At 58.6% G+C, this 25,793-nt stretch carries 28 protein-coding genes; 17 read left to right on the top strand and 11 right to left on the bottom strand.

Annotated elements, in window-relative coordinates; translation table 11 throughout:
* Window positions 1-98 precede the first annotated feature (98 nt).
* Window positions 99-791 (top strand): thiamine diphosphokinase, encoded by a 693-nt coding sequence (locus Q4577_RS05810; RefSeq protein WP_303469802.1) that lies wholly within the window; start codon window positions 99-101, stop codon window positions 789-791.
* Here the strand turns inward: Q4577_RS05810 and Q4577_RS05805 are convergent.
* From Q4577_RS05805 to Q4577_RS05795, 3 genes are all read right to left on the bottom strand, one after another.
* Window positions 742-1,674: a DMT family transporter gene (locus Q4577_RS05805; RefSeq protein WP_303469803.1), complete on the bottom strand. Its 933-nt coding sequence runs from the start codon at window positions 1,672-1,674 to the stop codon at window positions 742-744. The genes Q4577_RS05810 and Q4577_RS05805 overlap by 50 nt on opposite strands.
* Window positions 1,675-1,769: 95 nt before the next feature.
* The gene (locus Q4577_RS05800) at window positions 1,770-2,027 is read right to left on the bottom strand and encodes a DUF2842 domain-containing protein (RefSeq protein ID WP_303469804.1); all 258 of its coding nucleotides are present in this window, start codon (window positions 2,025-2,027) and stop codon (window positions 1,770-1,772) included.
* A gap of 4 nt (window positions 2,028-2,031) precedes the next feature.
* Window positions 2,032-3,327: an adenylosuccinate synthase gene (locus Q4577_RS05795; protein ID WP_244686992.1), complete on the bottom strand. Its 1,296-nt coding sequence runs from the start codon at window positions 3,325-3,327 to the stop codon at window positions 2,032-2,034.
* 289 nt (window positions 3,328-3,616) lie between these two features.
* Here Q4577_RS05795 and Q4577_RS05790 point away from each other — a divergent pair, with 289 nt between their 5' ends.
* The 3 genes from Q4577_RS05790 to Q4577_RS05780 all read left to right on the top strand — a co-directional run bounded on the left by Q4577_RS05790 (window position 3,617) and on the right by Q4577_RS05780 (window position 6,508).
* Window positions 3,617-4,012, top strand: coding sequence for a DUF6524 family protein (locus Q4577_RS05790; protein WP_244686994.1), 396 nt, complete (start codon window positions 3,617-3,619; stop codon window positions 4,010-4,012).
* Between the two features lie 254 nt (window positions 4,013-4,266).
* The gene (gene secG / locus Q4577_RS05785) at window positions 4,267-4,635 is read left to right on the top strand and encodes a preprotein translocase subunit SecG (RefSeq protein WP_244686996.1); all 369 of its coding nucleotides are present in this window, start codon (window positions 4,267-4,269) and stop codon (window positions 4,633-4,635) included.
* A 229-nt stretch (window positions 4,636-4,864) separates the two neighbouring features.
* Window positions 4,865-6,508, top strand: a complete 1,644-nt coding sequence (locus tag Q4577_RS05780) for a CTP synthase (protein ID WP_244686998.1) — start codon at window positions 4,865-4,867, stop codon at window positions 6,506-6,508.
* Here Q4577_RS05780 and Q4577_RS05775 read toward each other — a convergent pair whose 3' ends face one another.
* The 3 genes from Q4577_RS05775 to Q4577_RS05765 form a co-directional block, all read right to left on the bottom strand.
* Window positions 6,509-7,108, bottom strand: coding sequence for a hypothetical protein (locus tag Q4577_RS05775; RefSeq protein ID WP_303469808.1), 600 nt, complete (start codon window positions 7,106-7,108; stop codon window positions 6,509-6,511).
* A 288-nt stretch (window positions 7,109-7,396) separates the two neighbouring features.
* On the bottom strand, window positions 7,397-7,849 hold the full coding sequence (locus Q4577_RS05770; RefSeq protein ID WP_244687003.1) for a hypothetical protein: 453 nt from the start codon (window positions 7,847-7,849) through the stop codon (window positions 7,397-7,399).
* Window positions 7,850-7,985: 136 nt separating this feature from the next.
* Window positions 7,986-9,944: a bifunctional 2',3'-cyclic-nucleotide 2'-phosphodiesterase/3'-nucleotidase gene (locus tag Q4577_RS05765; RefSeq protein ID WP_303469810.1), complete on the bottom strand. Its 1,959-nt coding sequence runs from the start codon at window positions 9,942-9,944 to the stop codon at window positions 7,986-7,988.
* 137 nt (window positions 9,945-10,081) lie between these two features.
* On the opposite strand from Q4577_RS05765, the gene Q4577_RS05760 reads away from it, so the two are divergent.
* The 10 genes from Q4577_RS05760 (at window position 10,082) to Q4577_RS05715 (ending at window position 18,958) form a co-directional block, all read left to right on the top strand.
* Window positions 10,082-10,657, top strand: coding sequence for a DUF6151 family protein (locus Q4577_RS05760; protein ID WP_303469812.1), 576 nt, complete (start codon window positions 10,082-10,084; stop codon window positions 10,655-10,657).
* A gap of 61 nt (window positions 10,658-10,718) precedes the next feature.
* Window positions 10,719-11,174, top strand: a complete 456-nt coding sequence (locus Q4577_RS05755; protein WP_303469813.1) for a TerB family tellurite resistance protein — start codon at window positions 10,719-10,721, stop codon at window positions 11,172-11,174.
* A gap of 244 nt (window positions 11,175-11,418) precedes the next feature.
* Window positions 11,419-12,276, top strand: coding sequence for a DMT family transporter (locus Q4577_RS05750; protein WP_244687011.1), 858 nt, complete (start codon window positions 11,419-11,421; stop codon window positions 12,274-12,276).
* A 145-nt stretch (window positions 12,277-12,421) separates the two neighbouring features.
* A complete protein-coding gene (locus Q4577_RS05745) occupies window positions 12,422-13,591 on the top strand; it encodes an OmpP1/FadL family transporter (RefSeq protein WP_303469815.1) in 1,170 nt (389 codons plus the stop codon).
* Window positions 13,592-13,711: 120 nt separating this feature from the next.
* Complete coding sequence (locus Q4577_RS05740) at window positions 13,712-14,575, top strand: ATPase (protein WP_303469875.1); 864 nt, start codon at window positions 13,712-13,714, stop codon at window positions 14,573-14,575.
* A gap of 47 nt (window positions 14,576-14,622) precedes the next feature.
* Window positions 14,623-15,561 (top strand): homoserine O-succinyltransferase, encoded by a 939-nt coding sequence (metA, locus tag Q4577_RS05735; protein WP_303469816.1) that lies wholly within the window; start codon window positions 14,623-14,625, stop codon window positions 15,559-15,561.
* Window positions 15,515-16,531: an alpha/beta fold hydrolase gene (locus Q4577_RS05730; RefSeq protein WP_303469817.1), complete on the top strand. Its 1,017-nt coding sequence runs from the start codon at window positions 15,515-15,517 to the stop codon at window positions 16,529-16,531. The genes metA and Q4577_RS05730 overlap by 47 nt, the downstream gene beginning before the upstream one ends.
* A 68-nt stretch (window positions 16,532-16,599) precedes the next feature.
* Window positions 16,600-17,484 carry a polyphosphate kinase 2 gene (ppk2, locus tag Q4577_RS05725; RefSeq protein ID WP_303469818.1) on the top strand — a complete coding sequence of 295 codons (885 nt, stop codon included), beginning with the start codon at window positions 16,600-16,602 and terminating at the stop codon, window positions 17,482-17,484.
* Window positions 17,477-18,094 carry a TetR/AcrR family transcriptional regulator gene (locus Q4577_RS05720; RefSeq protein ID WP_244687023.1) on the top strand — a complete coding sequence of 206 codons (618 nt, stop codon included), beginning with the start codon at window positions 17,477-17,479 and terminating at the stop codon, window positions 18,092-18,094. The genes ppk2 and Q4577_RS05720 overlap by 8 nt, the downstream gene beginning before the upstream one ends.
* Before the next feature lie 9 nt (window positions 18,095-18,103).
* Entirely contained in the window at window positions 18,104-18,958 is an 855-nt protein-coding gene (locus tag Q4577_RS05715; protein ID WP_303469819.1) for a hypothetical protein, read from the top strand.
* Here Q4577_RS05715 and Q4577_RS05710 read toward each other — a convergent pair.
* The 4 genes from Q4577_RS05710 to Q4577_RS05695 form a co-directional block, all read right to left on the bottom strand.
* Window positions 18,943-19,989: a glycosyltransferase family 2 protein gene (locus Q4577_RS05710; RefSeq protein WP_303567602.1), complete on the bottom strand. Its 1,047-nt coding sequence runs from the start codon at window positions 19,987-19,989 to the stop codon at window positions 18,943-18,945. The two genes, Q4577_RS05715 and Q4577_RS05710, sit on opposite strands and share 16 nt — an antisense overlap.
* A 144-nt stretch (window positions 19,990-20,133) precedes the next feature.
* Window positions 20,134-20,619: a 30S ribosomal protein S9 gene (gene rpsI, locus Q4577_RS05705; protein ID WP_303469822.1), complete on the bottom strand. Its 486-nt coding sequence runs from the start codon at window positions 20,617-20,619 to the stop codon at window positions 20,134-20,136.
* Window positions 20,619-21,083 (bottom strand): 50S ribosomal protein L13, encoded by a 465-nt coding sequence (rplM, locus tag Q4577_RS05700; RefSeq protein WP_244687679.1) that lies wholly within the window; start codon window positions 21,081-21,083, stop codon window positions 20,619-20,621. The genes rpsI and rplM overlap by 1 nt, the downstream gene beginning before the upstream one ends.
* A gap of 160 nt (window positions 21,084-21,243) precedes the next feature.
* A complete protein-coding gene (locus Q4577_RS05695) occupies window positions 21,244-22,641 on the bottom strand; it encodes a PLP-dependent aminotransferase family protein (protein WP_303469824.1) in 1,398 nt (465 codons plus the stop codon).
* Window positions 22,642-22,736: 95 nt separating this feature from the next.
* On the opposite strand from Q4577_RS05695, the gene Q4577_RS05690 reads away from it, so the two are divergent.
* Window positions 22,737-22,967: a DUF1127 domain-containing protein gene (locus tag Q4577_RS05690; RefSeq protein ID WP_244687029.1), complete on the top strand. Its 231-nt coding sequence runs from the start codon at window positions 22,737-22,739 to the stop codon at window positions 22,965-22,967.
* Window positions 22,968-23,130: 163 nt separating this feature from the next.
* Here the strand turns inward: Q4577_RS05690 and Q4577_RS05685 are convergent, their stop codons facing one another.
* Window positions 23,131-23,553: a PaaI family thioesterase gene (locus tag Q4577_RS05685; protein WP_303469826.1), complete on the bottom strand. Its 423-nt coding sequence runs from the start codon at window positions 23,551-23,553 to the stop codon at window positions 23,131-23,133.
* Between the two features lie 56 nt (window positions 23,554-23,609).
* Between Q4577_RS05685 and Q4577_RS05680 the strand changes: the two genes are divergently transcribed.
* Window positions 23,610-24,395, top strand: coding sequence for an enoyl-CoA hydratase (locus Q4577_RS05680; protein ID WP_244687033.1), 786 nt, complete (start codon window positions 23,610-23,612; stop codon window positions 24,393-24,395).
* 41 nt (window positions 24,396-24,436) lie between these two features.
* A complete protein-coding gene (gene trmFO / locus Q4577_RS05675) occupies window positions 24,437-25,792 on the top strand; it encodes a methylenetetrahydrofolate--tRNA-(uracil(54)-C(5))-methyltransferase (FADH(2)-oxidizing) TrmFO (RefSeq protein WP_303469828.1) in 1,356 nt (451 codons plus the stop codon).
* The last annotated feature ends 1 nt before the right edge of the window (window position 25,793 follow it).

The following is a 25,793-nucleotide window of genomic DNA, read 5'->3' as shown; positions in this document are numbered from 1 at the left end:
CATGATGGTCACGCCCAAAGCGGCCTGAATCTATGCCGAAGACCGTATCATTTCGTGACCTGATTGTGACCACTTTCCCAAAATGAAGCTAAAATGCCATGATTGACCCTATTGTTTCAGCCTCGGAACCAATCCTGCTGGCGGGTGGCGGTGACATTGATCAGGCGGATGTGACCCTGGCACGAACCTGGGCCAAACGGGCGGTTGCCGCCGATGGCGGGGCGACGGCGTTGTTGCAACTGGGGATTACCCCCGAAGCGGTGATCGGCGATTTTGATTCCCTCAGCGATGCAACAAAGGCCGCCCTGCCCGCCGACAGTTTGCATCACATTGCCGAACAGGACAGCACCGATTTCGACAAATGCCTGCGCAATATTTCCGCGCCACTGATATTGGGTCTGGGGTTCATGGGCGCGCGGGTCGATCATCAATTGTCGGTCTTCAACCGGTTGGCGGCGCGCCCGAACATACAGTGCATCCTGATCGGCCGCGAAGATGTGGTGTTTCACGCACCGCCACAGCTGACACTGTCACTGGACATCGGCACAAGGGTGTCGCTGTTCCCGATGACCGCCGTGACCGGTGCATCAACCGGGCTGCGCTGGCCCATCGACGGGTTGGAATTCGCCCCCGCCTTTCGGGCCGGCACCTCGAACGAGGCGGATGCCCAGACCGTTACATTGTCGATGGACGCCCCCGGCATGCTGGTGATCCTGCCGCGCAACTGTCTGAATGCGGCTGTCAGGGCTGTTCTGGCGGCATCGACCGCGCCATGGAACGCTCGTGCATGACAATGTAAAGACCGGCGGCCATGGTGACACAGATCCCAATCGCCGCCAAACCATTGGGCAGATCGGAAAAGATGACCCAGCCCACAAGCGTTGCGACCGGAATTTCCAGATATTGCATCGGCGCCAGCGTCGCAGATGGCGCAAAGCGCAAGGACCATGTCATCAACAAATGCGCCGCCGTACCGGTCAGACCAATGGCCGCCAACAGATATAATTCACGCGGCAACAACACCACATAGTGCAGCATCGGATCGTCACTGCCGCCAATCATCAGCGACAATGGCACCAACACGATAGAGGCCATGACACCATTCACCGCCTGAAGTGACACCGGATCCGTTTCGCGGGCAATCTGACGTGTGACCAGCATGAAGGCAGAGAAAATAACCGCCACCAACAACGGGATCAGCGCAGGCCAGCCCACATCGACAAAGGTCGGCTGCACCACCAACATCGTACCCACGAACCCCACAGCACAGGCCCAGGCACGGCGTGGTCCAATGTGTTCATGCAACACAAAACGCCCCAGCAACAGCATCAGAAAGGGCATGACATAGGCGATGGCGATCGCTTCGGCGATGGGCAGATACCGCAGTGACACAAACACCGCCGCAATCCCCGCGATATGCAAAAACGCCCGCAGCCAGGCAAGCCAGAACACCCGCCGCGTCATATGCCAGCTGCGCCCGGTCACAGCCACCAGAACGGCCAGCAGCACAGCCTGAATCAGAAACCGGATCGTCAGGATTTCCAGCAGCGGAACAGTTTCGCCCAGCAATTTGACAATTGCATCGCCCAATGGGGCAAGAATACAGAATCCCAACATCAACAAGATGCCAAGAAACGGTCTGTCATCAGAATATGGGCGCGAAATTGAAGCCATATTGAAAACTAGACCGGCCAGGCGATCACCGGCAATCTACTTTGGCGCAAAAATGCGCGCCGCGTCACACGTATTACGTGTGACCCTACGTCAAATCACACGCCAGATCCGTCATCCATCCCGTCATCCGCATCGGGGTCGGCCTGGCCGACCCCCCGGAAAATGAATTTGAACGGCAGCGCCCAGACAATCCCAAGCCCGACATAAATCAGCAACTCGACAAGAATCGAGGGCCGGTTCATCAGCCCGACAAGGCTGATCGCCACCACCACATAGATCGGCAACCCGACCAACAGGATGATCAACGACCAGCGCCGCCGCGCCTTATAGCTCAATCCGGGTTTTGCCGACATCAGATCAATCCGCAAACGGGTCGGTGACAAGGATCGTGTCATCGCGCTCTGGCGAGGTCGACAACAGCGCCACCGGGCATTCGATCAATTCTTCGATCCGACGGACATATTTCACCGCATTGCCCGGCAGATCATTCCAGCTGCGCGCGCCTTCGGTGCTTTCGTGCCAACCCGGCACCTCTTCATACACCGGTTTGCAACGCGCCTGTTGATCGGCCGCTGTCGGAAGATAATCCAGCGTCTGTCCGTCCAACTCATAGCCGGTGCAGATCTTCAACGTGTCAAACCCGTCCAGCACATCCAGTTTGGTCAAGGAAATGCCATTGACGCCCGAGGTAGCACAGGTCTGGCGCACCAAAGCGGCGTCAAACCAGCCACAGCGGCGCTTGCGCCCGGTGGTGGTGCCAAATTCATGCCCGCGTTCGCCAAGACGCTGACCATCCGCATCGTCCAGCTCCGTCGGGAACGGGCCCTCGCCCACGCGTGTGGTATAGGCTTTGACGATGCCCAGCACATAATCAATCGCACCGGGGCCAATCCCGACCCCTGTGGCCGCCTGCCCGGCAATCACATTGGACGAGGTGACAAAGGGATAGGTGCCGAAATCAATGTCCAGCAACGCGCCTTGCGCCCCTTCAAACAGAATGCGTTTGCCCGCCTTGCGCTTGTCATTCATCACCTTCCAGACCGGCGCAGCATAGGCCAGAATCCGGGGGGCAATTTCCTTAAGCTCGGCGACCAAAGCGTCGCGGTCAATCGCTTCGACCCCCAGCCCCTTGCGCAGCGGATCATGGTGTTGCAAGGCGCGGTCGACCCGGGCCTCCAGCGTGGCGGGATCCGCCAGATCGGCCACCCGAACGGCGCGCCGGCCAACTTTGTCTTCGTAACACGGCCCAATGCCGCGCCCGGTGGTGCCGATCTTGGTGCCCTTGCTGGCCGCTTCTTCGCGGGCACGGTCCAATTCACCGTGATACGGCAGGATCAAAGGGGTGTTTTCGGCAATCATCAACGTCTCCGGCGTGATATCCACACCCTGCGCGCGAATTGTCTCGATCTCTTTCAACAGATGCCAGGGATCAAGCACCACACCGTTGCCAATCACCGACAGCTTGCCACCGCGCACCACGCCGGATGGCAGCGCATGCAGCTTGTAGACCTTGCCATCAATCACAAGGGTATGGCCCGCGTTATGGCCACCTTGAAAGCGCGCGATGACATCAGCCCGTTCGCTGAGCCAATCCACGATCTTGCCTTTTCCTTCGTCGCCCCATTGTGCGCCGACCACGACAACATTGGCCATATCTCACCCTTTCCTCTCGTGATCCCGGATCCTGTCCGGATGTCAAACCCGCGCCGATATAGCCGCTGCGCCCCGGCTGTGAAACCACCAAATTGTCACAAAGCCAAAACCATGGAACAAGAGCACAGCCCAAAGCACGAACAGCCCGTTATATGCCGCACCACGGCGCGCACTGCGGGCACGCTTTTCGCCCGTGGGCCAAGACAGGAATGCCAGACTGGACAGCGGCGCGGGATGCGCTAAACCTCAACCTGTTCAAAATCAGCCTGTTTCAAATTTAGGGGCCATCATGGGTTTTCTTGTCCGCTGGGTTTTCGCCTTTGTTCTGGTGGCTGCCACCTTCAACCCGACAAAATACAATTTCATCGGTTGGGCAACACAGAACTATGCCACGCAACTGCCAATGGTCTTGTTGCTCGGGCTTCTGCTGGTGGTGGGCTATATCATCTATCTGCGCGCGACCCTGCGTTCGATCGGGGCCTTTGGCATGTTCCTTGTGGCGGCAATTGTCGCGGCGCTGCTCTGGGTGCTTTACGATTACGGCGTGCTGACACTGGGCAATCGCAACCTCAACACATGGCTTGGCATCCTGGCGCTCTCGGTGGTGCTTGGAATTGGCCTGAGCTGGTCCATCGTGCGCCGCAAGCTTTCGGGTCAGGCAGATGTCGATGATGTCGACGCCTGAATCAGCCAAAGCAACCGCATCGACGTCCGCCTGCCACGGCCAAAGTATTTTGCAACAGAACGGGGCAAATCGCCCCTCTGTCTTCATCTGACCAAAAATATCCCGGGGGTGAGGCCAAAGGCCGAGGGGGCTGGCCCCCTTTTTCCCTTTGGTCGATGCATTTGCACACCGGTGTCATCCTTGCGGCGCGTGACGGGTTGCACCCCCTGCCCTTTGCGCCTACATACCCCCGCAACATCACCCCGCGAGGCTCCATGCAAAACGTCGTTCTCATTATCCACCTGCTTTTGGCGCTGGCCCTGATCGGCGTCGTGCTGATGCAACGTTCTGAAGGCGGCGGTCTTGGCATGGGCGGCGGCGGCGGTGGGGCCGTCTCTGGCCGATCCGCAGCCACGGCGCTGGGAAAAATCACCTGGGTTCTGGCCGCAGCCTTCATTGTGACCTCGATCACATTGACCATCATTGCCGCGCAGAATTCCGCAGGATCTTCGGTCATCGACCGGCTGACACCAGGCAGCACAGAAGAGGCCGACACGCCCTCGACCCCGTCCTTGCCGGGTGGCGAAGATTTGCTGCCCCCGGGCGCAGATGAAAACGCGCCCTTGGTGCCGCGAGCGGAATAACCGCCGGATCGAATCTGGTCTAAACCACGCCTGCCACAGCCTATGTGGCGGCAAATCTACAACAATTTGAGATACCACAACCAACCGCAACAGGATATTGCGGTTGGCTTGTCAAATGCGTCCGAATCCTATAAGGGTGAAATCCCGTGATACTGCGGTTTTTCGACGGATTCGTCGGCCTATCGCCGGACCGCAAAACCAATGATGTTCACGGGAGTTTCCAGGGCCAATGGCACGCTTTATCTTTATCACCGGCGGTGTTGTGTCTTCGCTTGGCAAGGGTTTGGCCTCGGCCGCATTGGGCGCGCTGTTGCAAGCACGCGGCTTTTCGGTCCGCCTGCGCAAGCTTGACCCCTATTTGAACGTCGATCCCGGCACCATGTCACCGTTTGAACATGGCGAGGTCTTTGTGACCGATGACGGCGCGGAAACCGACCTCGACCTCGGGCACTATGAGCGATTCACCGGTGTTGCCGCGCGCATGACGGATTCTGTGTCCTCGGGGCGGATCTATTCCAACGTTCTGGAAAATGAACGCCGGGGCGATTACCTTGGAAAAACCATTCAGGTGATCCCGCATGTCACCAATGAAATCAAAGACTTCATCTCGATTGGCGAAGATGAGGTCGATTTCATGCTGTGCGAGATTGGCGGCACCGTCGGCGACATCGAGGGTCTGCCGTTCTTTGAGGCCATTCGCCAGTTCAGTCAGGACAAGCCGCGCGGCCAGTGTATCTTCATGCATCTGACGCTGCTGCCGTGGATGAAAGCGGCGGGTGAGTTGAAAACCAAACCGACCCAGCACTCAGTCAAGGAATTGCGCAGCATCGGCATTGCGCCCGACATCCTTGTCTGCCGCTCCGAAGGTCCGATCCCAAAGAAGGAACGCGACAAGCTGGCGCTGTTCTGTAACGTCCGCCCCGACAGCGTGATCGCGGCCCAGGATATGGCGACGATCTATGACGCGCCGCTGGCCTATCACCGCGAGGGGCTGGACCAGGCGGTTCTGGATGCGTTTCAGATTTCCCCTGCCCCCAAACCCGATCTGAGCAAGTGGGAAGACGTCAGCGACCGAATCCATAACGCCGAAGGCGAAGTGCGGGTGGCGATTGTCGGCAAATACATTCAGCTGGAAGACGCCTATAAATCCATCGCCGAGGCGCTGACCCATGGCGGCATGGCCAATCGGGTACGGGTCAAGGTCGAATGGGTCGATGCCGAGATTTTCGAAGATGAAGATCCCGCCATTCATCTGGAAGGCTATCACGCCATCCTTGTGCCCGGCGGCTTTGGCGAACGCGGCACCGAGGGCAAGATCAAGGCGGCGCAATTCGCCCGTGAGCACAAGGTGCCCTATCTCGGCATCTGTCTTGGCATGCAGATGGCGGTGATCGAAGCCGCGCGCAATGTGGCCGGCGTGTCCGGCGCCGGGTCCGAGGAATTTGACCACGAGGCCGGCAAGAAACGCTTCGAGCCGGTGGTCTATCACCTGAAAGAATGGGTGCAGGGCAACGCCAAGGTCTCTCGGTCGACCGATGACGACAAGGGCGGCACCATGCGTCTGGGCGCCTATGACGCGACGCTGAAAGACGGCTCCAAGGTGGCCAGCATCTATGGCGGCACCGCAATCGACGAACGCCACCGCCACCGCTATGAGGTGGATATCAAGTACAAGGACAAGCTTGAAGAACACGGGCTGGTGTTTTCCGGCATGTCCCCGGATGGCAAGCTGCCAGAGATCGTGGAATGGCAGGATCACCCATGGTTCATCGGCGTACAGTTCCACCCGGAATTGAAGTCTAAGCCGTTCGAGCCGCATCCACTGTTCAAGGATTTTGTGCGGGCGGCGAAGGATGTGTCGCGGTTGGTTTGATCAGGGAACGAACTTAGCCCTTGGATCCTTGTCCAACACAGACCGCAACCGAATTGAAGCCTTCTCTCCGAGCTTTCTTTGCACGCCATGATGTTGTCTGAAGATATCCACTTGGAGGATCACTGCATATAGCGCTTCGTGAAACCTAATCGGTCCGGTCTCCTGACGATCTTGGCTACTTGTTACAGCGTCTTTCAAAAAAGGAGGAACTACGTTTATTAGGTCGGCAACGTGTTTTCTAGAAACCAAAAAATCCAATTTGTGCGCCGCTCTATTTCTTAATCTGTTGATCACCTTGATGGCGGGCAACATTTCTGTCGGCAACAATCCTAACGCGGCGCATAGGTTTACCCTTTGGGCGAAGGGAAGTCTGCTTACGTCCATTTCATCTGGTTGAGGAAGTGCTTCCGACAAAAGCTCTGAGACAACATGCTCGAAAAACAAATGAGCTACGAGTAGCTGTTGCCATCTTTCGCCTTGTGACAGGCGCTTTAGGAAAGCGTCGATGTCGAAACTAAATTTTTCTAGGTTCACGCGAATTTCGGCGTCCGATGTGGCCAAAAGTTTCAAGTCATCGTCGCTTAGTGCATTCTCTGTCATATTGCGAAATCCATCCGCGGTCACAGGTCGCTAGTTAGCGACGAACATATCTTTTCATTTGTCTACTCTATGGGTCGCCAGCCCGGAATCAAGCCGAAGGCGCCGGGCCAGCGGCGGCCCGCCCCCCGGGCTGCCGCTTTGGCGACGCAAGCGCATCGCTTTGAGGTCTTCCGGATTTGATGAGATAAAGCGCCCCGAATAACCGGGGTTGCGGCATCCCGCGGGCCGCCGCTGGCCCGGCTTGTTCTGCGGGGTTGAGACGTGGGAACAGTGGGTTGGAACCCCACTCTACCCCGCGAAGCTGGCGAGGGTGCAGATCCAACCGTCGCTGCCTTCGACGCAATGTCGCTTGGCCACGCGCACAGCCATCAGGAACAGGAATCCAGCAAAGGCGCATCCGTGGGTCATCAGCACCATCGCAGCTTTGCCGTTGTGTGAGGTGCGCGACAATGCGCCGTTCAAATCCTGGAAATCCTTGTTGTGCTTGCGAAACTCGGTGCTCATGGTCACCGCAATTTCATAATGGTCCCGCAATGCGGTGGCGTTGATCAAGGTAAATCCGGCAATTGCCACCACGATCATCACGGCAAACACAGCACCGATGTCACCCTGATAGAAATGCAGGAAGCCAAACAGCGGAATGTAGGAGGTGATGAACATGCCCCAGATAAAATCTATTTTTTGCCAGATCATCACATAGACCCGCAGGTATTCCATCAATTCCTTTTGCTTATTGTTCATCCGAAAATCCGTGTCATTGAAATAGCTTATGACCGGTCAGACTGGCGAAAACCATAAAACAAGACAACCCCGAAGCGCGAAGCTCCGGGGTTGCAAGATGCTTAAGGGATGAGAGCCCGTACAATGATCAAATAGATCAGAGCGCGATGCGGAATTGAGAAAATCCGCTGTCCGACATCCCGACCTCTTCCAGCGACACACCGGGCACGCCATCGGCATATTGTGCACCCGCCGGGCCGGTTTCAAAGATCACAGTAGTGCCCGCCATCGGCGCAAAGGACCAGTTGCCATCGGCACGTGGGCTGATGGTGCCTTTTTCCACAATATAGCGCACGATCACATCGCGGTTGGTGTCGGGGCCTTCAAACACGGTGGTTTCCGGCGTGGCACCGGGGAACGATCCGCCGCCACCGGCGCGATAGTTGTTGGTGGCAATGATAAATTCCTGCGCCGGATCAATCGGCGCCCCGGCATACATCAGGTTGACGATACGGCTTGCGCCTTCGTTTTCCATTTCCCCTTTGGGGCCATAACGCGACGGTTGCGACAGGTCGATCTGATAGGTCACGCCGTCGATCACGTCGAAATTATAGCTTGGGAAGGCATCATTCAGCAAAGGCGCGTCTTCGGCGCCGGGTGTGATCTGGTTGAACATACCGGCAGAGCGTTCCAGCCAATCCTTGACCTCGGCCCCGGTGACGCGCACCGCGCGCACGGTGTTGGGATAGAGGTAGAGGTCGGAGACGTTCTTGATCGCCACATCGCCGACGGCGACATCGGTGTAATACTCTGGCCCACCCCGGCCACCGGCCTTGAACGGCGCAGCAGCGGACAGGATTGCCAGACCTTCGTGTTCGGTGCCGACCATCATCTGGGTGATGTACCATTCCTGTGCGTTTGACACGACCTGCACCGAGGGGTCATCCGCCACCAGCGCGAAATAGCTGTGCAGCGGGGCGTCGGTCTTGCCCACCGCGCGGCGGACATAGGCCAGGGTTTCGTCGTGTTCCTGCTGCACAGAGGCCAGAACCGCCGGGGCGCTTTCGACCAGTGCATTCACCTTGCGGTCGGCATCGCGTTCGTAAATCGGACGCGCCTCGGATGTATGCGACAACACGCGCCAGCCTGCGCCGTCGCGTTCGATCATCAGGTCGATCAGCCCCATATGCGATCCCCAGAACCCGCCCATGACGGCAGGTTTGCCCATGATTGTGCCGGTTCCGACATCCAAACCGCTAAAGTCGGCATAGTTCGACGAGGGGAAAACCAGATGGCTGTGCCCGGTCAGGATTGCATCAATGCCATCAACAGCCGCCAGCGGGATCGCCGCGTTTTCCATGCCATCGGCATGGTCCGCCGCCCCAATGCCGGAATGGCAGAGCGCGACAACAATATCGCAGCCTTCTTCGATCATCTGCGGCACATAGGCCTTGGCGGTATCAACGATGTCACGCGCCTGTACGTTGCCCTCCAGGTGGCGACGATCCCAGCCCATGATCTGCGGCGGCACAAAGCCGATCAGACCAACCCGGATGGCATGATCCTCGCCCGCGCCGTCGGTGACGGTATGATCCAGGATCACATAAGGCGGCAAAAGCGTCTCGTCTTCGCGCGGCGAGGCCCCCAGTTTCTTGGCAACATTGGCGCAGACCACCGGGAAATTCGCCCCCGCCAGCGATTTTTCCAGAAAGCTCAGACCATAGTTGAATTCGTGGTTGCCCAATGTCGATGCGTCAAAGCCCAGCGTGTTCATCGCCGCAATGACCGGGTGCATGTCGCCCGCTTTCATGCCGCGCTCATAGGCGATGTAATCGCCCATCGGGTTGCCCTGAAGGAAATCGCCATTGTCGATCAACAGCGCATTTGTCGCCTCGGCGCGGATGTCATTGATCAGCGCAGCGGTGCGGGCCAGCCCGACGGTGTCGGTCGGACGGTCGCCGTAATAGTCATAGGGAAACACATGCACATGCAGGTCAGTGGTTTCCATGATCCGCAGGTGCGCCTGATTTGTGGCGGCGCGCAGCGAAAACGGATGCAGCGCGATCATGCCGGCGGTGCCAGCCAGAAAACCGCGGCGGGACAAGGATATAGACATAAGGAATCTCCCAATATTTTGGATATGACGGGCAAGTGACCGGATGATGTTACACCCGTATGCCGATTCCACGAAAGAAGCATGACAGGCCCAGACATCGTCTTGCCGCTGCTACGGCTTCCCGCTAGCCTTGTCCAATGAACAGTGTTTTTTCCTGCACCTGTGGCGCCACCGAATGGCATGTCACCGCGCCCCGCACCGGCACCCGGTTAATGTGTTATTGCGCGGATTGCCAAACCTTCGCGCGCCATCTGGGGGCTGATATTCTTGGTCCTGCGGGCGGCTCTGATCTGTTGCAGATCAGCCCGGCGCAGGTCAGCTTTGTGCGTGGGGCGGAAAATCTGGCGTTGCTGAAACTCTCGCCCAAGGGGCTGAGCCGCTGGCACACCAGTTGTTGCAACACCCCGGTGTGCAACACGCTGAAATCGGCAAAACTTCCGTTTGTGTCGTTGTTCTGTGCATCGCACCAAGGCGAGGACCGCGAATTGGGTCGTGTTGTCGCCCATGCCAACACGGTTTTCGGGCATGGCCCCCACAAACCGGCCAAGGATCGCGGTTTGGGGCGGTTGGTGATCAGCTTTTCCAAAAGGATACTTGGCGACCGAATGTCCGGCCAATGGAAGGCCACCCCGTTCTTTGCCCCGCCCGATTGGTCGCCGGTGGCCGCCCCGCATGTCATAACCAAGGAAGAGCGCAACCGGGCCAGACCGTAATGTCGCCGCCGCCGCCCACGCCCACGCCCACGCCCACGCCGATCACACAGGGAAATCCGCTATGCCAACACTCTTTGACCGCTTGACGCGGCTGTTCAGCGGCGGTGAAGCCCCCGATCAGCCCCTGCCCGAACTTGATGCCGCCCACGCGCTTGGCGCGCTTTTGGTGCGGGTGGCCAAGGCCGATCATGTCTATCTGTTCGAAGAGCTGGAGCAGATTGACCGCATCCTTGCACATCGAAACGGGTTGAAACCTGTCGCAGCCGCCAAGATGCGCGCCGAATGCGAACGGCTGGAATCCGAAGTGCCCGACACACCAGAGTTTGTGGCCAAATTGCGCGATCATGTCGATTATCAGGACCGTCGGCTTATCGCCGAGGCGCTATGGGCGGTGGTGATTGCCGATGGCATTCGCGAGGAACATGAAGTCGCGCTGGTCGAACTGGTCGAGGAAATGTTGGGCGTGACCGAAGCCCATAGCGCCGAGGCGCGTGCGGCGGCGGAAGTTCAGACCTGAAAAACCACGGCTGACCTGCACCCCGGCCCAACCTTCAACCCGGTCTGATCGGCGGCGAAACGCCCGACGCGGTTCCCCCCGGCCCCCATCCAATGGGGGCCGATAAACCGCAGCTGGCTTTGTCATCTGCCACTTTTTTGCGCAGCCCGCTATTTCCAAAGACGCCGCGATATGATCACTTGCGCCGCAAGATCATTTGCCTTGTTCCACCAATGGCCTCTTTACAGTTTGAAACGGTTTTCCCATGAATGATACGGTCCGTGCAGCGCTCTGGATGATTGGCGCAATCGTCAGTTTCACGTCGATGGCCATTGCCGGACGCGCGGTCAGCCTTGATCTCGATACCTTTGAAATCATGCTGTTTCGCAGCCTGATCGGCGTCGCGATTGTGATCACCGTCGCCACCGCCGCAGGCACGATCAATCAGGTCAACCGCCGCAATCTGGGACTGCATCTGGTGCGTAACATCAGCCATTTCGCGGGTCAGAACCTTTGGTTTTACTCCATCACTGTGCTGCCGCTGGCCCAGGTATTTGCGTTGGAATTCACGTCACCCTTCTGGGTGATCCTGCTTGCGCCGCTGATCCTTGGTGAACGGCTGACCCGGATCGGGGTGTTTTCAACCATCATCGGGTTTATCGGCATCCTGGTCGTGACCCGGCCCAGCCCCGAAACGCTTCAATTTGGTCAGCTGACGGCGGCATTGGCGGCGATCGGTTTTGCCGGATCTGCGGTGTTCACCCGCCGCCTGACCCGCACCGCAAGCATCACCTGCATTCTGTTCTGGCTGGCGGTGATGCAATCCGGGCTGGGATTGGCCTTTGCCGGCTATGATGGCGACATTTCCCTGCCGACCCTGGCGAACCTGCCGTGGATCTGTCTGATCGCCCTGGCGGGGTTGGTCGCGCACTTCTGCCTGACAACCGCGCTGAGGCTTGCTCCCGCTTCGGTTGTAATGCCAATCGACTTTGCCCGACTTCCCGTGATCGCGGTGGTTGGTGTGCTGCTTTACGCCGAACCGCTGGACCCCTTTGTTTTGTTGGGCGCTGTGATCATCTTTGCCGGGAATTACCTGAACATCCGCGCCAACACCCGTGGTTGATTGTCATTGAGCTAACGGTGCAATCAATAGTTTGTCATAAAAAAGTAACGTAGCGGCACAACCCAAGGGTTTACGCTGGGTCAATAATTGACCGGTAAACCATCCTGCCAGTAGCGTGGTTTCTGGGAAGAGACAGGAAAATTCAATGAAATATGTAGCCAGTGCCGCGTCAGCGGTGTGCCTTGTTGCAGGTATCGCTCAGGCGGGAGGAATCGAACGTGACCGCCCGGCCGAGTCGATCCTGTTCGAAGAAGGCAATTATGTACAATTCTCGTTCAAACAAACCAACCCCAACGTCGAAGGCGATTATCCGGCGTTCCTTGGTGGTGGTGGCACCGGCGACATGGCCGGCAAAAGCACCAACATCGGTTTTGGCCTTAAAATCCAGCTGAGCGACCAGCTTGATTTTGCGGTCCTGATGTCACAGCCATATGGGGCCAATGCCGCCTATGGCGAAGGATTTTACGAAGGTCTGACCGCGAAATGGCGCAGCACGGCCATCGACACGCTGGTGAAATACGACTTTTCGGATCGCTTTGCCGTCTATGGCGGGGCCAGCTTGCTGACCTCTTCGGCGGATATTGTGGTGCCGGTCACACTGGCCAATATCGCGTCTGACCCGGATGGCCCGGCGGCCCTGGGTGGCGGACCCCTGCCCGGCAGCATCATCAGCGATTACACCGCATCCAGTTCGACGGAAACCGATGTCGGCTTTGTCGTTGGCGCGGCCTATCAGATCCCGGAATACGCATTGCGCGTGGCACTGACCTATCGCTCTGAAATCGAACATGAATTTGACGCCGATGAAAGCTATACCAAGCTGTCATTGCCATCGACGGTTTCGGCGGTTTCGACCACGACCAAGGCACCAATCACCATGCCCCAGTCGATCACCCTTGATTTTCAATCCGGCGTCGCCCCCAAGACCCTGGTCTTTGGCTCGATCCGCTGGACCGAATGGTCGAAATGGTCGGTCGCGCCGGGGGCCTATATGGCGGAAACCGGCAGCGAAATCACCAGCTTTGACAATGACGTCTTCACCTATCAACTGGGTGTTGGTCGTCAGGTGACCGACGATCTGTCGCTGTTTGCCCGCGTCGGATATGAAGAGAAAAAAGGCGGCGTTGCCAGCCGGTTGTCCCCCACTGACGGCTATACTTCTGTCGGAATCGGCGGCAGCTATCGCCTCGGCACGGCCAAGATCACCGCCGGCATCGAACATGCCTGGTTGGGCGACGCAGACACCGGATCTCCCACGGTTTTCACCGACAACACAGCAACCGGTTTCGGCATCACGATCGGCTTTGCCTTTTGATGTGACCACGAAGGTCATCACCGGCCCCGGCGCAATCCTGCGGCGGGGCTTTTGCATGTGTCACGTTCGTGTTAACCGATCACAATTCGGGCAAAAAACACAAGGCCACATACGATGACCATGCTCTATGAGAGTGCCGCGGACTGGCGCAACGCGGACCAGAAACGCGTGTTGTTCTTTGGCATGTCCGGCCTGGGGAAAACGCATGTTTCCAACACCTTGCGGGATGCAGGCAGTTGGTTCCATTACTCGATAGATTACCGCATCGGCACGCGTTATATGGGCGAATATATCGCCGACAATGCCAAGGCCCACGCGATGCAGGTGCCATTCCTGCGCGATCTGTTGATGTCGGATTCGATTTTTATCGGCTCCAACATCTCGTTTTCGAACCTCGCGCCAGTATCCACCTATCTGGGCAAACCGGGCGACCCGACGCGCGGCGGCATGGAAATGACCGAATACACCCGCCGTCAGGAACAATTCCGTCAGGCCGAAATCAGCGCCCTTTTGGACACCGGTTATTTCATCGAACGGGCGCAGGCGCTTTATGGGTACCGCGATTTCATCTGCGACACCGGCGGGTCGATCTGTGAATGGGTCAATCCCGAAGACCCCAATGATACGATATTGAAAACCCTGTCATCCCAGACGCTTATGATCTGGATCAAAGGGTCCGATGCCCATACCCAGGAATTGATTCGCCGGTTCAACCGCGCGCCCAAACCCATGGCCTATCAGCCCCAATTCCTGGCCCGCTGCTGGGCGGATTATCTGGCTGAAAAATCCTGCCCCGAGGCCGCGGTCGATCCCGATGATTTCATCCGCTGGACCTATGGCCGCGCCCTGGCCCACCGTCAGCCGCTCTATCAGGCGATGGCGCGCAATTGGGGCGTCACCGTCACAGCCGAGGAAATCGCCGCCGTGACCGACCAGGCAAGCTTTGACAATTTGGTCGCACAAGCCATTGATCGACGCGGGTAAACCGCCTAGCTATTGGCCTCCCACACCCTGAAAAGAGTTCCAATCCGATGCCCATCAAGATGCCTGACGACCTGCCTGCCTTTGACGTGCTTTCGCGCGAGGGCGTGATGGTCATGTCGGAAGGTCAGGCCGCGCATCAGGATATTCGCCCGCTGCGCATCGCGCTGTTGAACCTGATGCCCAAGAAGATCGCAACCGAAACGCAATTTGCCCGGTTGATTGGGGCCTCGCCGCTGCAGATCGAACTGTCGCTCATCCGGATGAGCGAACATGAATCCAAAACCACCAGCGCCGAGCATATGGAAAATTTCTATCGCCCCTTCCGCGAGGTTCGGGACGAGAAATTCGATGGTCTGATCATCACCGGTGCCCCGATCGAACATCTGCCGTTCGAGGATGTGACCTATTGGGATGAATTGTGCGAGGTTTTTGACTGGACACAGACCCATGTCCATTCCACCTTTGGCGTGTGCTGGGGCGGTATGGCGATGATCAATTATTTCCACGGGGTGCAGAAACATCTGCTGGATGCAAAGGCATTTGGCTGTTTTCGTCATGCCAATCTGGAGCCTGCATCACCCTATCTTCGCGGCTTTTCCGATGATTGCGTCATCCCCGTCAGCCGCTGGACAGAGATGAAGCAACCGGAAATCGACAATGCCGATGGGTTGCGCACCTTGCTGGGCAGCGATCAGGTTGGCCCCTGTCTGGTCGAAGATCGCGCCCACCGCGCGCTTTATATCTTCAACCATTTTGAATATGACAGCGCGTCTTTGAAAGACGAATATGACCGCGATGTCGCTGGCGGCACGCCGATCAATGTGCCCGTCAATTATTACCCGGATGATGACGCCTCAAAGAAGCCGCAGAACCGGTGGCGCAGTCACGCGCATTTGCTCTACGGCAATTGGATCAGCGAGATCTATCTGACAACCCCGTATGACCTTGCCGAAATCGGTAGCAAATCCACGGACCTTCGGCGCTGACATGATCCCGCATTTGCCCCTTGCCTTGCTGTGTGTTGCCGCGTTGGCGGGGGGGAATTTTCTGATCGACCGCCGGGCCGATTTTGTCGAGGCCCGGGCAGAAGCGGAATTCGGTCCAACCGGCCGCATTCTGGATGTCGATGGCATAAGCGTGCATGCGCTGGTGCGGGGCGAAGGCCCGGATCTGGTGATGCTGCATGGGGCATCGGGCAATCTGCGCGACTTTACCTTTGGGTTGATCGAACCGCTCAGCCGGGATTTTCGGGTGATTGCGCTGGACCGGCCCGGATTGGGCTGGACCGAACGGCTGCACAGCCATGGTGAAACCCCACAGGAACAGGCGCGGTTGCTGCAAAGGGCCGCCGACAAACTGGGCGTCAAAAACCCGGTTGTGCTTGGCCATTCCTTTGGCGGGGCGGTGGCGCTGGCCTGGGCCCTGGAACGCCCAGAGGAGACCCGTGCGCTGGTTCTTCTTGGGGCGGTGTCGAACCCCTGGCCCGGTGGGATCGACACGCTTTACCACGTTAATGCCTCTTGGCTGGGGGGGCGTTTGGTGGTGCCACTGATCACCGCCTTTGCGCCAAAGTCGCGGATTTCCAGCGCGTTGGAGGGTATTTTTGCTCCGCAACAGGTGCCGCCGGGATATGGCGCCCGGATTGGTGCGGGGCTGACGCTGCGCCGTGACAGCCTGCGCGCCAATGCCAGCCAAATCGCCACCCTGCGGCCCGCCGTGGTGGAAATGTCGGCGCAATACCCCAGCCTGACCATGCCAGCGGAAATCCTGCATGGCGAAGACGACACCATTGTGCCGCTTGCTGTGCACTCTGAACCGCTCAGCCGTCAGTTGCCCAACGCCAACCTGATCCGCATGCCCGGCGTCGGCCATATGCCGCATCACGCCGATCCCGACCTTGTGATCGACGCCGTGCATCGCGCCGCCAATAACGCCGGGTTTCGTGAACCCCATTAACATTGCAACACCGCGCCCAAAGGTCCATATTTACTGAAAAATATGCGAGGCCCCCTTTGGCAAAGACTATGGCACGACCGTTCGACGGCGCAATCAGCACCTATTTCGAAAAAGACGCCCCGAAAAAGATTCGCGACGCGATCAAACGCGCGGAAAAAGGCGACATTCTGGCCGAGGGCTTTCCCTATGGCGAACGGATGCCGCGCAAGGCCTATGAAAAAGCGATGTCGGCGTTACAGATCGAATTGGTCAAGCTGCAAGCCTGGGCCAAGGACAGCGGCGCACGGGTTACCGTGGTGTTCGAAGGCCGCGATGCATCCGGCAAGGGCGGCACAATCAAACGGTTCCGGGAAAACCTGAACCCACGTGTGGCGCGCGTCGTGGCCCTGGGCAAACCAACGGACAAGGAAGCCACGCAATGGTATTTCCAACGCTATATCCAGCATCTGCCGGCGGCAGGTGAAATCGTTCTGTTTGATCGGTCGTGGTACAATCGCGGCGTGGTGGAAAAGGTGTTTGACTTTTGCACCGATGACCAACGCGAACATTTTTTCAACCAAGTGCCTGATTTCGAAAAAATGCTGGTGGATGAAGGCATTATCCTGGTCAAGCTTTGGCTGAATGTCGGGCGCGGCGAACAGTTGCGCCGGTTTCTGGCCCGCGAAAACGACCGGTTGAAGCATTGGAAGCTGAGCTGGATTGATGTCGAGGGGTTGAACCGTTGGGACGCATATACCGCCGCCATCGGCGAAACGCTGGACCGCAGCCATACCGATGTGGCCCCCTGGACCGTGGTGCGCAGTGACGACAAACGACGGGCGCGGATCAACGCCATTCGCAGTGTTCTGGCGGGCATCGACTATGCCAACAAAGACGTCGACGCATTGGGCGAGATTGACCGCCTGATTGCCGGCGGACCGGATCTGTGGCGCGCCAACGCAACCAATGTCTAAACGTGGCTATCATCACGGCAATCTGCGTCAGGCTTTGATTGATGCCGCTCTGCGGCTGATCGAGGATCGCGGCCCAACCGGTTTCACCCTGTCCGAGGCCGCGAAACAGGCGGGTGTGACCCCGGCTGCCGTTTATCGCCATTTTGAAGGGCGCGAAGACCTGATCGCGGAATGTGCCCTTCAGGGGTATGAGATCTTTGCCGATGTGATGGATTTCGCCTATTCCGGCGGAAAACCCAGTGCGCTGGCCGCGTTTGAGGCCACGGGGCGGGCCTATCTGGCCTTTGCGCGCAAGCATCCCGGCCATTATATCGCGATGTTTGAAAGCGGTGTCTCGGTCAATCGCACACCGGATCTGGCCGCAGCATCGTCGCGGGCACGCGATGTGTTGGAAAAGGCGGCGCTGGGGTTGTCCGAACATATCCCGGCGGACAAACGCCCGCCTGCGGCCATGTTTTCCGCCCATATCTGGGCGCTCAGCCACGGCGTAGTCGAGCTTTTCGCCCGCGGATCACCCGGCACGCGCAGCCCCTATCCCCCCGAAGATCTGCTGGAAACCGGCATTGGCATTTACCTGCGGGGTCTTGGCCTGATCCCGCCTGATACCTAAGGGCATACCATGGGCGACAAGACATTTTTTCTGGGGCTCGGCGGGCAGAAATGCGGATCAAGCTGGATACAGGCCTATCTGAATCGTCAACCAGGCGCGGATTTTGGCCGCCTGGGCGAATATCAGGTCTGGGAGAGCGACCTTGGCTCGGTCTTTGCCCGCTACCGCGTCGCGGACCCATCAAAGCTGGAGATCCTGCGCGCAGAGACCAAACGCCGCTTGGGGCTGGCGGAACCTGCCGCCTATCTTCGCTGGCGCCTGCAACAGGACCGGCGCCAGTATTTCTCCTATTTCGCCAAACTGCTGAACCAGCCTGACATCACCATGACCGGTGACATCACCCCCAGCTATGCCGCCCTGCCCGCGCCGCTGCTGGCCAAGATCAAAACCGGATTTGACGCCGCCGGGATCACGGTCAAACCGATCTTTTCCATGCGCGACCCGGTCGACCGCATTCGATCACATCTGCGGATGGAAATGGAACGCGGCCGGGTGCCGACACAGGACAACAACGACACGGCCCTGCGGGATTTCTATGCCACGAACGAGGCCGCAGCCCGCACCCGATATGATATGACACTGGCGGCACTGGATACTGAATTTTCCCGCGAAAACATGCATATATGCCTGTTTGAGGATCTGTTCACACCAACCGGCATCACCGCCCTGGCGCGGTTCGCCGAAGTCCCGGTCGAGGCAGAGGCCGGCGCGCAAAAGGTCAATGCACGCGCCAAGGGATCAGGTGTGCCAGAGGATCTGACCGCCGAAATCGCCCGCCATTATGCGCCGGTCTACCATGCGGTGGCCGCCCGCCTGCCGCAGATCGCGACGCTTTGGCCCTCGGCACGTTATGTGTTGGGATAGGTCATCAAACCGCAGTCCATGAACTGCTGAACATCTTGAAATTTCACCGAATTCTCGTCGAGGAAACGGCCCTGTTCCGCCTGCATCTTGTCCAGAAGCTCGGCGTAATAGCGATATTTCGCCGCCCCGTTGGCATGGGCTCCCCAGGATTGCGCCCGCGCGATCTTGTCGGCGAATTGGGCGGTAAAGACAAAATGCGCGATGGTCAGCAGGACCGTGTCACTCGGCGGTAAATTCGCGGCATGTGACCCGGTCAGGCGACTTGTATCACTGCGGCATACCAGCGGCGTTTTGTGGCGCGGGGATTTCTGGAACTGCTGGGCCTTCTTGGCACGCGACGACATGTAGAGCCGCTGCAAGCCCTTGCGCGCGACCTTGGGCGCCACCCCGAACTGTCCAAACAGCCGCGCCGTTTTGGATTTCCCCTGCAACTGCGGCATCTGTCCCGGGATCAACTGCACCAGGCGTTCTGATTGAAAATAACCGTAGGCCTGCAACAATCCCTGGAAACTGTGCGGCATGTCGCCGGTCAACCCGCTGACATCTGCGGGAAAAAACTCGACCACAGATGCAATGGCCGATGTCGCCCCCTGCTGGCGCAAACGATCGACCACATCCGCAACAGATGTCACACCGGGCGGCAGAAACATGAACTCATCCGCATCGACATAAGCGACAAAGGCGTTGTCAAAAAACATATGCGGCAAGGCTATTTTGAAATAGCTGCCGGCGCGTTCGACATGCAATTCGCCGTCCGGGTCGCGATACCGCACCTCGTCGCCAAAAGTCAGCCGCGACTGCATCACAACGCAATCGGGTTGGGCCGACAAATATTCAAACGTGCCATCGTCCGAGGCATCGTCGAAAATCAGAAACTGTTCAAAGCCGATGGATCGGTAATGGCTTAGAAACGCAGGCAGGAACGCCATTTCGTTTTTCATGGTGGAAAACAACGTCAGGCGGGTCTTGTCGACCTTGCCCTGCACCACCTTGGCCAATTGGCCGGCATCTTCGATCCGATATTCCGTCATGGCAAAGAAGTCCGTCTTTGTCGCCCGCACGTCAAGCCCTTGCGGACATTCCTTGCGAAGCGGCCCAAAAGGGCCAATGAGCCCCGCGCCAAATGAAAAGGCCGCCCAAGAGAGCGGCCTTTTGCAAAGATTGGTGTGAAACGCTTAACGCTTCGAGAACTGGAAGCTCCGGCGCGCTTTGCGCTTACCGTATTTTTTCCGTTCCACAACGCGCGAGTCGCGGGTCAGGAAGCCTGCGGCTTTCAATGCGCCACGCAAGGAGGGATCATAAAGCTGCAGCGCTTTGGAAATACCATGCTTGACCGCACCGGCCTGACCGGACAAACCGCCGCCCTTGACGGTGGCCATCACGTCGAACTGGTCTTCGACACCAGCAACGGTGAACGGCTGACGCAGAATCATTTGCAGCACGGGACGGGCGAAATACGCTTTCATTTCGCGACCGTTGACCGAAACCTTGCCGGAACCCGGCTTGATCCAGACGCGGGCAACCGCATCTTTACGCTTGCCAGTGGCATAGGACCGGCCCAATTCATCACGAACAGGCTCACGCGGGGCTTCGATCTCGACCACGGTCTCAACGCCGGCAACGGCGTTCAGGTCTTCGAGAGTGTTGATTTGGTCAGCCATTATTTCGCCACCCGGGTGTTTTTCGAGTTCATGTTTTTCACATCCAGCACTTCGGGGCTTTGCGCCTCATGCGGGTGATCGGTGCCGGCATAGACGCGCAGGTTGGTCATCTGAACGCGGCTCAGACGGTTGCCCGGCAGCATGCGCTTGACCGCGAGGGTCACGACGCGCTCGGGGTACTTGCCCTCGAGGATCTGCTGCTTGGTGCGCTGCTTGATGCCGCCCGGATGGCCGGTGTGCCAGTAATGGTTTTCTTCGCGCTTCTTGCCGGTCAACTGGATCTTGTCAGCATTGATGACGATGACATTGTCACCGCAATCCATGTGGGGCGTGAACGAAGGCTTGTGCTTGCCGCGCAGGCGGGTGGCGATGATCGAAGCGAGACGGCCAAGAACCACGCCTTCGGCGTCGATCACGATCCATTTCTTTTCGATATCTGCCGGAGTCGCAGAGAAGGTTTTCATATCGGGTGTACCCTTAGGTCTTGAGTGCGGGCGCGCACAGGTCACGCCACCAAATTCGATGGCCGGGTTATAAAGGTTGCAAATGCGCAGTCAAGTCGGGTTAAGTCGAAATATTCCCTTGTTTACAATGCCTTGCAAAATAGGTATCTATTTACCCCACTTAAACGCCGATATTCTCTGGTGGATCGTCCAGCAATCGCCGCAACCGGTCCATTGCGGCCTCAAACGATTGAATTGTGATCTGGGCATTGACCGCGATGCGCACCGCATGTGGGACACGCGCATCGCGCAGGGCAAAATCTTCGGCGCTGCGAATTCGAAGCCCCTCGGCCTCGGCCGCCTGGCAAAATGCCGCCGCCCGCCACCCCGTCGGCAGACGCAGCCAGAAGAACGGGATGTTCTCATGCCATGTCAGATCATACCGCCCCAGCGCATTGACCGCCGCACGCACATAGCGCGCCACCTCTGCCTGAACCGCCGTGGCGGCATCCCGCGTGGCAGGATCGCTCAGCAGGATTTCCACCATTTCCGCCAATGGCCGTGACAGACCGAAAAATCCGTTTTCCGCCGCACGCCGCAGCGCATTTCCCCGCGATTTGGGCGCGACGGCAAAGCCGATGCGCAATGCCGGCGTCAAGGATTTCGAGATCGAAGCCACATAGAAGCTCTGGGATGGCAGCAACACACGATAGCTGGGCGAACTGGCCTCGCTCAGCCGGTAACATTCGTCTTCAAGGATATCAAAACCACAGCGTTCAGCCACCGCTGCAATCTCTTTTCGGCGCGCCAACGGCGTGTGCAACACTGTCGGGCTTTGCACCTCTGGCGAGGTACAAAGCAATTGCGCCGAATGCATTTGTGCAAGCCGCTCAAGCTCTTGCGGGATCAGCCCATGCGCGTCCATCGGCACCGGCACCACATCGGCGCGCAGCAATTCCGCCGCGCGGCGAAAGCCGGGATAACACAGCTCTTCGACCAGAATGACCGGCCGCCGCCCGCGCAAGACACATTGCATCACCAGCGAAATGCCGTTCTGACCGCCATGGGTGAGGACCACATCATTGGCATGGATCTGCCCCAGATGGCCAGCGTTCACCCAATTTGCCGCCGCCTGTCGCGCCGGTTCATAGGGTTTGGCCGCCGGATAGTTCAGAAAATCAACCTCGGCGCTCTCTGCCACCTGTCGCAATGCGCGCCGAATTAGCCCCACCTGCCCGACATCCGGCAGGCTGGGACTGGTCAAAGACACGGTATCCGAGTCTCGGGTGGCATATTGTATCAAGAGCGGCGGAATATTGTTTGCATCCGGCGTTGGCGCAGCCACAAATGTACCCCGCCCGACCTCTGCGGTCAAAAGCCCCTCATCGGTCAGGACCGAATAGGCCCGCGCCACCGTACCGGGCGTGATCTGCAAGGCCCAGGCCATCTCGCGCACCGGTGGGAGCTTGCCGCCGACGGGCAACCTGCCGTCTGCAACTTTCTGCCGGATTGCTGCGGCCACGGCCCGATACTTTGGCCCCTCAAACTGCGATACATCATCAACCGAAATTGTACCCATCACAATAATTCCATAGACCAAAATCCCGCCGTATTGTATCCCATAATTACGGCAAATAGCCGCATTGTGTCAATACAATTGGAAAGGACCCTCTCATGGCACACCACAACGCATCCTCCGCCCATGGACTCGGCTATCTTGATGGCCGCACCCTGACGCCGTTTACCACGGTGGCGCTGAAGATCGTCGTGGCGATCGCAAAATGGGAGGCCAACCGCCGAAGCCGCAACCATTTGAAACAACTCAGTGATCATCTTCTCGATGACATTGGCGTCACGCGCGACATGGCCGCGAAAGAGGTCGTTCGCCCGTTCTGGCGGGGTTAAGATCCCTGACCCTGTCAGACCTCTTCCTTGGCCCGGGCTATCCCGGGCCCTTTTTCAGTTTGCACTTCCCTGTTGTCAGGACGGTTCCCATCTACGCACCTGTCGCAGCCCCCATCCCGGACATGATCCGGGATCTCATGGCCTGACACACCTGCCCCCCAGATCAGCCCCGGGGCGGGATCGAATAGGTCAGATTGGCCCGCGCCACCGGCGCGCCCGCGCCTTCGGAAAACAACAGACAGTCGACCACGCTTAAACTGCGCCCCAGCTTCAACACCCGGAATTCGCCCAGCACATCCACCCCCGCCACGGGTTTGCGCATGAAATCAATCGAACAATTGGTGGTCACCGCCAGCGCCTGCGGCCCGATCCGCGCCATGGTCGCAACATAGGCCCCGACATCCGCCAGCGAAAACATTGCCGGCCCCGACACCGTGCCACCGGGGCGCAAATGCTGGTCCGACACATGTAGCCGCATCACCAAAAGATCCGGATCCATCCGGTCGATGGAAAACATGCCCCGCACCTGGGGAAACACCTCATCCAGAAAACTGGCCATCTCTTTGGCATCCATTTTGAGCGTCATGCTTTCCTCCGTACAATCCCCCGACTAAGCTGACCTGCAAATGGCAGGAGGGCAATATGGCGATTTTGGAACGGATCAACAGCGGCGCGGTGGCATATCTGACGATGAACGCGCCGGAACGGTTGAATGCGCTCAGCGATGAAATGCTGGCGGCGCTTCAGGCGCAGATTGATGCGCTGGCAGTGGATCAAACCATTCGGGTTGTGGTGATTTCTGGCACAGGCAAGGCATTCTGCGCCGGTCACGATCTGAAACAGATGACAGCGGGCCGGGCAAATCCCGACGGCGGTCGCGCCTATTTCGCCGATTTGTTCAACCGCTGTGCCAGCGTGATGACCGGGCTGACCCGCCTGCCCCAGCCGGTCATCGCCCAGGTGCATGGCATTGCCACCGCTGCCGGCTGTCAATTGGTCGCCAGTTGCGACATGGCCGTCGCCGCCGAAGGCACCCGGTTTGGCGTCAATGGCGTCAACATCGGGCTGTTTTGTTCCACGCCCATGGTCGCGCTGACCCGCAACATTCCCCGCAAAAAAGCGTTTGAGATGTTGACCACCGGCCAGTTCATCGAAGCCGACCAGGCCGAAAACCTTGGCCTGATCAACCGCGTGGTGCCCGCGGGCGCATTGGCGGCGGAAACCGCAGCACTGGCGGAACAGGTCGCCGCAAAACTGGCAACTGCGGTGCGAATCGGCAAAGAGACATTCTATGCCCAGGCCGAAATGGAACTGGACGCCGCCTATGCCCATGCGGGCCAGGTGATGGTGGACAATATGCTGGACAAGGACACTGCCGAGGGCATCAGCGCCTTTTTGGAAAAACGCGCGCCGGGCTGGTCACAATAGCCCCCTTTGACATGCGCTGAAAACGGCGTATGTGGGCGGCCATGACACAAGAATTACATATCGTCGGCGGCGGCATGGCCGGATCCGAAGCGGCCTGGCAGGCGGCAAAACTGGGTGTGAACGTGGTGATCCACGAAATGCGTCCCAAGGTCGAAACCTTTGCCCATCGCACCGGCAATCTGGCGGAAATGGTCTGTTCCAATTCCTTCCGCTCGGATGATGACGAACAAAACGCCGTCGGGCTGCTGCATTGGGAAATGCGTGCTGCGGATGGCATCATCATGGCCACCGCTGACAAACATCGCCTGCCCGCCGGTGGCGCGCTGGCGGTTGACCGCGATCCCTTTGCCGAGGATGTGACCGCCGCGCTGACCGCCCTGCCCAATGTGCGGGTGGATTACGGCGAGATCACCGAATTGCCGCGCGATGGCCAGTGGATCATTGCCACCGGCCCGCTGACATCCGGCACCCTTGGCGAAGCCATCCGGGCCGAGACCGGCGCAGACGCATTGGCGTTTTTCGACGCCATCGCGCCAATTGTCTATGCCGACAGCATCGACATGACCAAGGCCTGGATGCAGTCACGCTATGACAAGGGCGAGACCGAGGAAGAGCAAAAAGCCTATCTCAACTGCCCGATGGACAAAGAGCAATACGAGGCGTTCATCGACGCCCTTCTGGCCGCCGACAAGACCGAGTTTCACGAAGGCGAAACCGCCGGATATTTCGACGGCTGCCTCCCGATCGAGGTGATGGCCGAACGCGGGCGCGAAACGCTGCGCTTTGGTCCGATGAAGCCCGTAGGCCTGACCAACCCGCATCAACCCGATGTCAAAGCCTATGCCGTGGTGCAGCTGCGCCGCGATAACGCCTTGGGCACGCTCTATAATATTGTCGGTTTCCAGACCAAGATGAAATACGGCGCACAAAAAGAAGTGCTGCGCATGATCCCCGGTCTGGAAGACGCCAGTTTCGCCCGTCTTGGCGGTATCCACCGCAACACATTCATCAATTCCCCGACCTTGCTCGACAGCCAGATGCGGCTGAAATCGCAGCCAAATATCCGATTTGCCGGTCAGATCACCGGGGTCGAAGGCTATGTCGAAAGCGCCGCTATGGGGCTTCTGGCGGGCCGGATGGCGGCGGCGGACATCCTCGGGCATCCTTTGCCGGATGTGCCACAGGACAGCGCCATGGGCGCCCTGATCCACCACATCACCGGCGGGGCCGAAGCCAAGACATTTCAGCCGATGAACGTCAATTTTGGCCTGTTTCGCCCGGTTGATGGGCTCAAAGGTGGACGGCGCGGACGCAAGGACCGTTACAAGGCCTATACCGACCGCGCCAAAGAAGCCTGGCAGGAATGGTTGGGTGCCTCCCGCTCAGATGCGGCCTGAA

The sequence above is a fragment of the Marinovum sp. 2_MG-2023 genome (genome assembly GCF_030548265.1).
Lineage (GTDB): Bacteria > Pseudomonadota > Alphaproteobacteria > Rhodobacterales > Rhodobacteraceae > Marinovum.
The sequence above is the reverse complement of the archived record's forward strand: the minus strand, read 5'-3'. Positions and strand labels throughout refer to the sequence as shown.

What these genes read in the sequence shown, in the direction of transcription:
- Q4577_RS05710 (WP_303567602.1), bottom strand. Translation starts at nt 19,989, where the DNA reads ATGACGGAATATCGGATCGAAGATGCCGGCCAATTGGCCAAGGTGGTG.
- Q4577_RS05690 (WP_244687029.1), top strand. Translation starts at nt 22,737, where the DNA reads ATGGCACACCACAACGCATCCTCCGCCCATGGACTCGGCTATCTTGAT.
- Q4577_RS05800 (WP_303469804.1), bottom strand. Translation starts at nt 2,027, where the DNA reads ATGTCGGCAAAACCCGGATTGAGCTATAAGGCGCGGCGGCGCTGGTCG.
- Q4577_RS05770 (WP_244687003.1), bottom strand. Translation starts at nt 7,849, where the DNA reads ATGAACAATAAGCAAAAGGAATTGATGGAATACCTGCGGGTCTATGTG.
- Q4577_RS05745 (WP_303469815.1), top strand. Translation starts at nt 12,422, where the DNA reads ATGAAATATGTAGCCAGTGCCGCGTCAGCGGTGTGCCTTGTTGCAGGT.
- Q4577_RS05695 (WP_303469824.1), bottom strand. Translation starts at nt 22,641, where the DNA reads ATGGGTACAATTTCGGTTGATGATGTATCGCAGTTTGAGGGGCCAAAG.
- trmFO (WP_303469828.1), top strand. Translation starts at nt 24,437, where the DNA reads ATGACACAAGAATTACATATCGTCGGCGGCGGCATGGCCGGATCCGAA.
- metA (WP_303469816.1), top strand. Translation starts at nt 14,623, where the DNA reads ATGCCCATCAAGATGCCTGACGACCTGCCTGCCTTTGACGTGCTTTCG.
- Q4577_RS05685 (WP_303469826.1), bottom strand. Translation starts at nt 23,553, where the DNA reads ATGACGCTCAAAATGGATGCCAAAGAGATGGCCAGTTTTCTGGATGAG.
- Q4577_RS05720 (WP_244687023.1), top strand. Translation starts at nt 17,477, where the DNA reads ATGTCTAAACGTGGCTATCATCACGGCAATCTGCGTCAGGCTTTGATT.
- Q4577_RS05755 (WP_303469813.1), top strand. Translation starts at nt 10,719, where the DNA reads ATGCCAACACTCTTTGACCGCTTGACGCGGCTGTTCAGCGGCGGTGAA.
- Q4577_RS05715 (WP_303469819.1), top strand. Translation starts at nt 18,104, where the DNA reads ATGGGCGACAAGACATTTTTTCTGGGGCTCGGCGGGCAGAAATGCGGA.
- Q4577_RS05740 (WP_303469875.1), top strand. Translation starts at nt 13,712, where the DNA reads ATGCTCTATGAGAGTGCCGCGGACTGGCGCAACGCGGACCAGAAACGC.
- Q4577_RS05730 (WP_303469817.1), top strand. Translation starts at nt 15,515, where the DNA reads ATGACCTTGCCGAAATCGGTAGCAAATCCACGGACCTTCGGCGCTGAC.
- Q4577_RS05810 (WP_303469802.1), top strand. Translation starts at nt 99, where the DNA reads ATGATTGACCCTATTGTTTCAGCCTCGGAACCAATCCTGCTGGCGGGT.
- Q4577_RS05760 (WP_303469812.1), top strand. Translation starts at nt 10,082, where the DNA reads ATGAACAGTGTTTTTTCCTGCACCTGTGGCGCCACCGAATGGCATGTC.
- secG (WP_244686996.1), top strand. Translation starts at nt 4,267, where the DNA reads ATGCAAAACGTCGTTCTCATTATCCACCTGCTTTTGGCGCTGGCCCTG.
- Q4577_RS05750 (WP_244687011.1), top strand. Translation starts at nt 11,419, where the DNA reads ATGAATGATACGGTCCGTGCAGCGCTCTGGATGATTGGCGCAATCGTC.
- Q4577_RS05790 (WP_244686994.1), top strand. Translation starts at nt 3,617, where the DNA reads ATGGGTTTTCTTGTCCGCTGGGTTTTCGCCTTTGTTCTGGTGGCTGCC.
- Q4577_RS05780 (WP_244686998.1), top strand. Translation starts at nt 4,865, where the DNA reads ATGGCACGCTTTATCTTTATCACCGGCGGTGTTGTGTCTTCGCTTGGC.
- Q4577_RS05795 (WP_244686992.1), bottom strand. Translation starts at nt 3,327, where the DNA reads ATGGCCAATGTTGTCGTGGTCGGCGCACAATGGGGCGACGAAGGAAAA.
- ppk2 (WP_303469818.1), top strand. Translation starts at nt 16,600, where the DNA reads ATGGCACGACCGTTCGACGGCGCAATCAGCACCTATTTCGAAAAAGAC.
- rplM (WP_244687679.1), bottom strand. Translation starts at nt 21,083, where the DNA reads ATGAAAACCTTCTCTGCGACTCCGGCAGATATCGAAAAGAAATGGATC.
- Q4577_RS05765 (WP_303469810.1), bottom strand. Translation starts at nt 9,944, where the DNA reads ATGTCTATATCCTTGTCCCGCCGCGGTTTTCTGGCTGGCACCGCCGGC.
- rpsI (WP_303469822.1), bottom strand. Translation starts at nt 20,619, where the DNA reads ATGGCTGACCAAATCAACACTCTCGAAGACCTGAACGCCGTTGCCGGC.
- Q4577_RS05680 (WP_244687033.1), top strand. Translation starts at nt 23,610, where the DNA reads ATGGCGATTTTGGAACGGATCAACAGCGGCGCGGTGGCATATCTGACG.
- Q4577_RS05775 (WP_303469808.1), bottom strand. Translation starts at nt 7,108, where the DNA reads ATGACAGAGAATGCACTAAGCGACGATGACTTGAAACTTTTGGCCACA.
- Q4577_RS05805 (WP_303469803.1), bottom strand. Translation starts at nt 1,674, where the DNA reads ATGGCTTCAATTTCGCGCCCATATTCTGATGACAGACCGTTTCTTGGC.